This window comes from Marinimicrobium sp. UBA4509, assembly GCF_002388575.1.
GTDB classification, from domain to species: domain Bacteria; phylum Pseudomonadota; class Gammaproteobacteria; order Pseudomonadales; family Cellvibrionaceae; genus Marinimicrobium; species Marinimicrobium koreense.
Map to the genome: position 1 here is coordinate 85,726 of NZ_DGMV01000064.1, position 7,080 is coordinate 92,805.

A 7,080-nucleotide genomic window follows, 5' to 3' on the forward strand; every position below is an offset into this window, starting at 1 on the left:
TCATTGTGAAGCCATGATCATTCCCCATCAGCAAGTATCCGCCGACGCCCTGCGAGGCCTTATTGAAGAGTTCATCACGCGTGAGGGCACCGACTACGGCTGGGAGGAAACCAGCCTGGAGCGAAAGGTACAGCAGGTACAAGCCCAGATTGAGCGGGGCGATGTGGTGATCGTGTTCGACCCCGCCACCGAAACCGTCAGCCTGCTTCCGGAGCGGGATGCCCGGGAGCTCGGGGATGACTGATTGGCTGAAAAATACCCCGCCGAACCCGTCGGCCCGCTTGCTGCTGGCCCACGGGGCGGGCGCGCCCATGGACAGTGACTTCATGAACGCCATGGCCGAGGGGCTCTGTGCCCGGGGCGTTGACGTCTGGCGGTTTGAGTTTCCCTATATGGCCGAGCGGCGGACCGCGGGCAAAAAAAAACCGCCCAACCGACAGCCCGAACTGTTGGAAAGCTGGCGAATGGCTATTGCGTCGGCGCAAGCAACGGCGCTTCCCCTACTGGTGGGCGGCAAGTCCTTGGGAGGACGGATGGCCAGCCTGGTGGCGCATGAGCCCGGGGTCTCGGGGCTGGTTTGCCTGGGCTACCCCTTTCATCCGGTGGGTAAGCCGGACAAGACCCGTCTGGGGCCCTTACAGGCGGTTCAGGTAACGACCCTGATAGTGCAGGGTACTCGCGATGCGCTGGGTAATCGGGACGAGGTCCGGGCTTATGATCTACCGGCGACCCTGAACTGGCTCTGGCTGGACGATGGTGACCACGACTTCAAACCGCGAGTGAAGTCCGGGTTCCGTCAGCAACAACATTGGCAGTCGGCGATCGAAGGTATCGTCGACTGGATCGATCAACACTGGGGAGATCGCCCGTGAACCATCTGTTTTTACACTGTCGGCCCGGTTTTGAAAAAGAGTGCGCGGCAGAAATCCAGGAGCTGGCGACCGCCGCCGGTGTGTACGGGTTTATCAAAACCCGCGAAGGGCAGGCCTATGTGATCTACGTGACCCATGAGCCCGACGGTGCGCAGAGGCTGGTGGGGCAACTGCATTTTATGGATCTGGTGTTTGCCCGGCAGTGGTTCGTGACCACTGCGCCGCTGGCCAACCTGCCCCCGGGGGATCGGGTCGGGCCGCTGGTGGAAGCGGCCCAGGCGCTTCCCGCCGCCCGCTCCCTGGTAGTGGAAACACCCGATACCAATGAGGGTAAAGAGCTGTCGACGCTCGGTAAAAAGCTGACCTCACCCTTGATGGCCGCCCTGAAAAAGCAGCGCCTGGTGGACCCCAAGAGCCGTTGGCACTGGCATCTGCTGGTACTGTCCGGCCAGTGTATGTACCTCGGCGTCAGCCCGGTGGACAACCGCGCCGCCTGGCCCATGGGAATTCCCCGCCTGCGTCAGCCCAGAGAGGCCCCGAGCCGGGCCACGTTGAAATTGGAAGAAGCCTGGCATCACTTCATCCCAGAGTACGAGTGGGATGTTCGCCTCGCCGGCGGGCTTAGAGCGGTGGATCTCGGGGCGGCGCCGGGGGGCTGGACCTGGCAATTGGTGCGCCGGGGCATGTTTGTCGATGCGGTGGACAATGGCCCCATGGCGGAGTCACTGATGGAGTCCGGCCAAGTCACTCATCATCGGGAAGACGGTTTTGTCTATCAGCCGAAAAAGTCGGTGGATTGGCTGGTCTGTGATATTGCCGACAAGCCGGCACGGGTGGCGAATATGATTGCGCTCTGGGTCAGCCAGGGTTGGTGTCGGGAGGCGGTATTCAATCTGAAGCTGCCCATGAAGCAGCGCTATGCCGAAGTGGCGCGCTTGCGGGAGCGAATCGAGCAGCAGTGTGAAGCGGCGGGGCTGGATGTGGCGCTGGCGTTCAAGCAGCTGTATCACGACCGCGAAGAAGTGACCGGCCACATCATGCGGTTGCGCTGATTGTGCGCCTTGCTAGACGGGATTCTTGTCCAGCAAGGTGATTTTTTCAAAGTCCGCGAGCGTCGGATTTAGCTGGTTCATGACCTCGTGACGCTCGTCGCTGTAATACCAGCGTTTCCAGTCGTGCAGGGAGCGCCACTTGGACAGCAGGTAGTGGTGGTTGGGCCGCTGCAAGTCCCGCAGGGTTTCACCGCTGAGAAATCCTTCGGCCTGATAAGCGGATTTGAGCGCTTTGCGCGCGGCCATTTCGTAGGTACTTTCCATTCCGTCGGCAATGTGGCGTTCAACGAGCACGTAGATCATGAATGATTCCGGCTAATGAAAATAAAGGCGTTAAAAGCGCTATTCTAGCGCCCGCGCCCGGGAATGCAAAGCGCGCGTCAATGCCACTGGCTGGGCGGACTTTCGTTGCGCTGCAGAATCCACTCCGCCAGCGCGACCCATTCATCCAGCAGCTCATGCAATAACGCGACGCGCTCGGGGTGGCGTTGATGGTCGTGCAACGCCTGTTGCCCCAGAGCCGTCAGCGCTGCGAGTATTTCTCCAACCGTTTGCGCGTGGAGGTTGCTGAGCAATTGGCGATTGAGTGCGGCGCTGGTGATTTCTGCGGTGGTTGGGGCCGGCGCTGAGGGGAGAGACCTCAACGCCTGCTGTATGGCTTGCGCAAGATTCGGGTTATCATGGCGCAGTAGATGAGAGGTGATGGCCAGAGCAGTGGGCGTTAAAGCACTATGTGCAGTATGGCGATTGGGTGACGGCATAAAGACTACCCCTGTAAAACTCGACGCCTCGGTTCGCTGAAACAGCGCTTCGCTCCTGCGGGCGGATCTCCTACTTCAAGTCTAGCAACGAAGTATGTGCTTTACCGGCAAAAGCCGAAAATTTCGTCTTGATGATAACGGGAAGGGTCGATGTCTGATCACAAAGAACGTCCGGGGACCATTCACAAAGCGTTGGACGCCCGGGGCCTGGTATGCCCGGAACCGGTCATGTTGTTGCATCGGGCGGTGCGTGAGGTCGCGGCGGGTGAGGTGATCGAGATGATTGCCACCGATCCATCCACGGAGCGGGACGTGCCCAAGTTCTGTCTGTTTCTCGGGCACGAGTTGGTGCTGGAAGAAAGCGAAGGGGAAGAGTACCGGTATTACATCCGCAAGAGTGGCTGACTCAGGTAGGTCGGGTTAGCGCGCCAGCGCGTAACCCGACAAGATCCACTCAAGTCGTCTTGAATCAATACCCATCAACCAACAACGAAATTGCCGCCAAAGCCTCCGGATCTTCCGCCTTGATCTTGTTGGCGATCTGGTGCTGGAAAAAGTACCGGAATTGATCGCTCTGCTGGGCCGGATACAGGCAGGCATCGCCCGGCAGGACCGGGGTGCTCACGATCTTGTTCATGTCGGTGAGCATGCCGTAAATGCTGCCGTCATGCTGCAGACGCCAGCTGATGACTTCAACCAGGTTCAGTTTGTTGGTTTCTTCGGTGGCGAGCACTGCGTGGGTGCCAATGGTATCCGGCAACTCCTGAACGACATCGTCGTCGTTCTCACATTGGAGCTCGTAATACTCCGCCGCCGTTTCCAGTTCGACCACCTTGTGGATGGGGGCGTCGAAGAAGACATCATCAATGCCCGGATCGTAATACCCTTCCCACTGGCCGTTGAGCGGGTCGCAGATGTCCGGGCAAGCCACGATATCATTGAGCCAGGGCACCAGACCCACCACCTCGCCATTGGCGCGCAGACCCCAGCACAGGATTTTCAGGCTGAACAGACGATCGTCGCTGGTATCGTTGGAATACAGCATTTCCAGGCCGTCCAATTCCGGGGCCAGGCGGACAAAGCGCTGATCGTGCAGCTCGGAGAGAGACTTTCCTGTGAAGAGATCAACCACATTTTCCGTGTTGTGGCGCGACTGTGAGGTCTTCATAATACACCTCCCGGCTGAGGCTGGGGCTAACGACGCTAGCCCAGGAGACACCGATGGTGAAAGACTGGTTCCCGAGCACAGCTCGAGCCTTTTTCATAACCATCTGTCACTAAAGTATAGGTTATAACCCGAAAGCACAACACCTAGTAGTAAAAATCTTTCCGCACACCAGAGCCTGCAGGCCCGAGTGTGCCTGAGGAGTTGCATGTTGACCGATGTTGGCGACACCAGCCGGCACGATTGCCGAGATTTGATTCAGCTGTTCGACCAGACCTTCAGTGAAAGCCACGCCACGCGCCTCTGTGGCGGTGCCGAGGAGCCCCTGTACGCCCCCGGCGAGCCGCACCGCATCTGGTTTACGCGCAATTACTACGCCAGCGCGCTGCACGAGGTGGCGCACTGGTGTGTCGCCGGTCCGGCACGCCGTCTGAAAGAGGATTATGGCTATTGGTACGCGCCGGATGGCCGTACGGAGGCCCAGCAGGCGGAGTTCGAGCGGGTGGAGGTGCGCCCCCAGGCCCTGGAGTGGTTGTTCTCCCGAGCGGCGGGCTGGCGTTTTCGTCCCAGCGCCGACAACCTGGCGGCGGGGCTCGGCCCGAGCGATTCGTTCAAGCGCGCGATTCATCAGCAGGTGCAGCGTTTCTGCCGGGAGGGCGTCAGCCGCCGGGTCCATGCCTTTCTGGCGGCATTGGTCGCCTTCTATGGCACCGCCGAGAATGTCGAGTCCCTGTTGGTTGAAACCCGGTTTGCCTGGGAGGATGTGGCATGACGCCGTCCCCGATCTGCCTGGTTGACGCTTCAATCTACATTTTCCGGTATTATTTCTCCCTGCCCGACAACTGGTCGAGCCGGGAGCACGGTTACGGCACGGGTGCCGTGTACGGCTACAGCACCTTTCTGATGCGGCTGATCGAACAGACCCGCCCGACCCACCTCGCCGCCTGTTACGACGAGAGCCTGGGTCAGTGCTTCCGCAACGACCTCTACCCGGACTACAAAGCCAGCCGGGCCCACCCGGATGAGGCCCTGGCGTTTCAGTTGGCCGCCTGCCGACGTTTTGGCGAAATTCTGGGGATCGCCAGCTTCGCCAGCCAGACCCACGAGGCGGATGATCTGATCGGCTCCCTGGCCCGAACCATGCGCGCCAGCCCCCGGCCACTGGCAATCCTGACCCGGGACAAGGACCTTGGCCAGCTGTTGTGTCGGCCCCAGGATTATCTGTGGGACCACGGGGCGGATCAGCGATCTTACGCGCCGGATGTTGAACGAAAACTCGGCGTCCGGCCGGATCAGTTGGTGGATTACTTGGCGTTGGTGGGGGACAGTATCGACGATATCCCGGGTGTTCCGGGGGTAGGCCCCAAGACAGCGAGCGCGCTGTTGGCTCATTTTGGTAATCTGGATGAGCTGTGGGCGAACCGGGAGACCGTCGCAACCTTGCCCATCCGGGGGGCGAAGTCTCTGGCGGCGAAGTTGGAGGCGAACTGGGAGCAGGTGGAGATTTCCCGCCAGTTGGCCAAAATTGTGGACGATCTGCCGTTAGACGTTACGCTCTCAGATCTGACCTTCGGGCCGGTCGATTGGTGGGCAATGGAGGAATTCGCCGACGAAATGGGCTTTGGGGAAGGGTTTCTGGCTCGGGCTCGACGGGTACTCGAAGATTTCTGACCAAACTCCGCGTAGGGCGGGTAAGCGAAGCGCACCCGCCGTTTATGGGTACTCTGCATTGTTTTACTGGGGACCGGATTTAGGTGGTTTTGGTACTTCGCATAGTTGTGCTGCGGGAGGGTAGGAGTTAACTGCACGGGCGCTGGAGATAGTGCGTTTTTAAAGGTCGCTATCTCCACCAAAGTCAACTCTCGCTACGGCGGAGGTTGGGCATACCCCTGTGAGACCATTACCCGCCTGGACGGCGGGTAATGAGCCTACATGGATGTATTCACGGCGTGTCTCACAGGGGTATGCCCAACCGCAGCGGTACAATCCGAAGTGCCAGATACCGCCCAATATTGGTGATCAACAAACAACTGGATTATTGAATGCGAATCGTAGCTGATGAAAACATCCCCCTGGTCAATGAATGCTTTGGGGAAATGGGGGAGGTTGTTCGCCTGCCCGGGCGGGATATGACCAATGCCGACCTGCAAGGTGCCGACGCGCTGCTTGTGCGTTCGGTTACCCAAGTCAACGAAACCCTGCTCCACAACACCCCCGTGCGGTTTGTGGGCACTTGCACCATTGGCGTCGATCACCTCGATATCGACTACCTGGAGCGGCAGGGTATCACCTGGTCCAGCGCGCCCGGGTGTAATGCCAACTCCGTGGTTGAGTACGTCTATGCGGCGCTGGCGCACCTGGATGTTGACTGGCTCGGCAAGCGCGTTGGCATTATCGGGTGCGGTAATGTCGGCGGGAGGCTTTACCAGCGCCTGAAAGCCCAGGGGGTGGAGTGTCGAGTGTACGACCCGTTTCTCTCCACTGAACAGATTCCCGACCTGACCTCGCTAGAGACCGTGTTCGAAAGTGATGTGGTGTGCATGCACACCCCCTTGACCCGGTCCGGTTCACACCCGAGTTTTCACCTTATTGGCACCGAAGAGCTCAAGCAACTGCGCCCGGGGGCGGTGCTGCTCAATGCTGGCCGGGGTGCAGTCATCGACAATCAGGCGCTGCTTGCCCACCTGGAGGCCGGAGCGGACCTGCGGGTGGTGCTGGATGTATGGGAGCCGGAGCCGGATATCTCCCGCCCCTTGTTGGCACGGGTCGAGCTGGGTAGCCCCCATATTGCCGGGTACAGCTACGACGGCAAGATGCAGGGCACTTTCATGATTTACGAGGCCCTTTGCCGTCACTTGGGCCGCGCGCCGGATAAAGTGTTGGATGCCTTGCGTCCGGCGGTGGCGGACCCGGAGCGGACGCTGGCGGGAGGTGATGTCTGGTCGGCGTTGAAAACGCTGATTCCCCAAGTGTACGCCATCGCCGAGGATGACCAGCGCCTGCGGGCGTTGGCGGACCGGGCGGAGCGTGGTGAGGCGGATTTCGCCAAGGGGTTTGATCAGCTGCGCAAGCAGTATCCCAAGCGGCGGGAGTTCAATAATTATCGGGTGTCGGAGGCATCAGATGAGGCGCGAGCGCGGTTGAACGAGCTCGGTTTCAAGTAGGGGACCCCTGTGGTACCGAGCTTGGGTTGCGGCGGATGCGCTTCGCTCCGAGGCGTCGGACCGATC

The 7,080-nt window shown here is 60.1% G+C and carries 10 protein-coding genes; 7 read left to right on the forward strand and 3 right to left on the reverse strand.

The window, feature by feature from the left end; translation table 11 throughout:
- Positions 1 to 13 precede the first annotated feature (13 nt).
- Genes B3520_RS13000 through rlmM form a run of 3 tightly spaced genes read left to right on the forward strand, consistent with a single transcriptional unit; the run spans position 14 to position 1,924 of the window.
- Complete coding sequence (locus B3520_RS13000; RefSeq protein ID WP_286805064.1) at positions 14 to 244, forward strand: YheU family protein; 231 nt, start codon at positions 14 to 16, stop codon at positions 242 to 244.
- The gene (locus B3520_RS13005) at positions 237 to 872 is read left to right on the forward strand and encodes an alpha/beta family hydrolase (RefSeq protein WP_286805063.1); all 636 of its coding nucleotides are present in this window, start codon (positions 237 to 239) and stop codon (positions 870 to 872) included. The genes B3520_RS13000 and B3520_RS13005 overlap by 8 nt, the downstream gene beginning before the upstream one ends.
- A complete protein-coding gene (gene rlmM / locus B3520_RS13010; protein ID WP_123637757.1) occupies positions 869 to 1,924 on the forward strand; it encodes a 23S rRNA (cytidine(2498)-2'-O)-methyltransferase RlmM in 1,056 nt (351 codons plus the stop codon). The genes B3520_RS13005 and rlmM overlap by 4 nt, the downstream gene beginning before the upstream one ends.
- A gap of 12 nt (positions 1,925 to 1,936) precedes the next feature.
- Here rlmM and B3520_RS13015 read toward each other — a convergent pair whose 3' ends face one another.
- Both B3520_RS13015 and B3520_RS13020 read right to left on the reverse strand, forming a co-directional pair.
- Complete coding sequence (locus B3520_RS13015; protein ID WP_123637756.1) at positions 1,937 to 2,227, reverse strand: antibiotic biosynthesis monooxygenase family protein; 291 nt, start codon at positions 2,225 to 2,227, stop codon at positions 1,937 to 1,939.
- Positions 2,228 to 2,304: 77 nt separating this feature from the next.
- The gene (locus B3520_RS13020) at positions 2,305 to 2,685 is read right to left on the reverse strand and encodes a hypothetical protein (RefSeq protein WP_123637755.1); all 381 of its coding nucleotides are present in this window, start codon (positions 2,683 to 2,685) and stop codon (positions 2,305 to 2,307) included.
- Between the two features lie 150 nt (positions 2,686 to 2,835).
- On the opposite strand from B3520_RS13020, the gene tusA reads away from it, so the two are divergent.
- The gene (gene tusA, locus B3520_RS13025; RefSeq protein WP_123637754.1) at positions 2,836 to 3,090 is read left to right on the forward strand and encodes a sulfurtransferase TusA; all 255 of its coding nucleotides are present in this window, start codon (positions 2,836 to 2,838) and stop codon (positions 3,088 to 3,090) included.
- A 64-nt stretch (positions 3,091 to 3,154) separates the two neighbouring features.
- Here tusA and B3520_RS13030 read toward each other — a convergent pair whose 3' ends face one another.
- A complete protein-coding gene (locus tag B3520_RS13030; RefSeq protein WP_024460654.1) occupies positions 3,155 to 3,853 on the reverse strand; it encodes a hypothetical protein in 699 nt (232 codons plus the stop codon).
- Positions 3,854 to 4,058: 205 nt separating this feature from the next.
- Between B3520_RS13030 and B3520_RS13035 the strand changes: the two genes are divergently transcribed.
- The 3 genes from B3520_RS13035 to B3520_RS13045 all read left to right on the forward strand — a co-directional run bounded on the left by B3520_RS13035 (position 4,059) and on the right by B3520_RS13045 (position 7,014).
- Entirely contained in the window at positions 4,059 to 4,622 is a 564-nt protein-coding gene (locus B3520_RS13035) for an elongation factor P hydroxylase (protein ID WP_286805061.1), read from the forward strand.
- Positions 4,619 to 5,521, forward strand: a complete 903-nt coding sequence (locus tag B3520_RS13040) for a 5'-3' exonuclease (RefSeq protein WP_286805059.1) — start codon at positions 4,619 to 4,621, stop codon at positions 5,519 to 5,521. The genes B3520_RS13035 and B3520_RS13040 overlap by 4 nt, the downstream gene beginning before the upstream one ends.
- Positions 5,522 to 5,892: 371 nt before the next feature.
- Complete coding sequence (locus B3520_RS13045) at positions 5,893 to 7,014, forward strand: 4-phosphoerythronate dehydrogenase (RefSeq protein WP_286805058.1); 1,122 nt, start codon at positions 5,893 to 5,895, stop codon at positions 7,012 to 7,014.
- Positions 7,015 to 7,080 lie beyond the last annotated feature (66 nt).